Genomic DNA, 1,139 nt, shown 5'->3' on the forward strand with positions numbered 1-1,139 from the left:
CTAGTGTCCTGCGCCGGGAATTCGTTGAAGATATGAACCGAGTCGTTCGAAGATCTCGTCGGCGGTCTTGGTCCAGTTGAACGGGCGGGGGTTGTCGTTCCAGTCTGCGATCCACTCGCGAATGTCCTTCTCGAGGGCCTGAATTGAGCGGTGAACGCCGCGGCGCAGTTTCTGGTCGGTGAGTAACCCGAACCACCGCTCGACCTGGTTGAGCCACGACGAGTAGGTCGGGGTGAAGTGCATGTGGAATCGGGGATGGGCGGCAAGCCATTTGGTTACTGTCGGCGATTTGTGCGTCGAGTAGTTGTCGCAGATCAGATGGACGTCCAGGTCAGCGGGCACGGTGTTGTCCAACTTGGTCAAGAACTTCTTGAACTCGATCGCGCGGTGCCGGCGGTGAATCGAGCCGTAGACCTCGCCGGTGGCCACATCCAGGGCGGCGAACAAGGTGGTGATTCCGTGCCGCACGTAGTCATGGGTGCGGCGCTCGGGCATGCCGGGCATCATCGGCAGCACCGGCGCGCTGCGATCCAAGGCCTGGATCTGCGATTTTTCATCGACGCAGAGCACCAGTGCCTTCTCCGGCGGGTCCAGATACAACCCCACGACGTCACGGACCTTGTCGACGAACTGCGGGTCGTTGCTGATCTTGAAGGTGTCCACCTGATGCGGCTTGAGGCCGAACGACTTCCAGATCCGTCCGACCGTTGACTTCGACAACCCGGTCTCAGCCGCCATCGAAGACCGCGACCAGTGCGTGGCGCCTTTGGGTTGACGCTCCAACGTGGCCACGATCAGCTGCTCGACCGCCTCGTCGGTGATCTTGCGCGGCGCACCAGGACGCGGCTCATCGGCCAGACCCTCCAGTCGCGCCTCCAGGAACCGTCCACGCCATTTGCCGACCGTTTGCGGCCACACACCTTCATCAGCGGCGACTTCCTTGTTGGATTTCCCTGCCGCGCAACCCAACACGATCCGACAACGTTGGGCCAACGCCTGCGAGGACTTCGATCGACGGGCCCACCGCTGCAACGTCTCACGTTCGTCGTCGGTCAACACCAACTCGACTACCGGCCTACCCCTGGTTCCCACCCGCCAATTCTACAATTAATCAACTAATTTACGGCGCAGGACACTAG

Annotated in this window: 1 protein-coding gene; it reads right to left on the reverse strand. The window is 61.2% G+C overall.

Annotation, left to right across the window (positions count from 1 at the left end; all coding sequences use genetic code 11):
- A complete protein-coding gene (locus ACJH6J_RS30490; protein WP_036429724.1) occupies nt 1-1,092 on the reverse strand; it encodes an IS630 family transposase in 1,092 nt (363 codons plus the stop codon).
- Nucleotides 1,093-1,139 lie beyond the last annotated feature (47 nt).

Source organism: Mycobacterium sp. SMC-18 (assembly GCF_045310895.1).
GTDB lineage: Bacteria > Actinomycetota > Actinomycetes > Mycobacteriales > Mycobacteriaceae > Mycobacterium.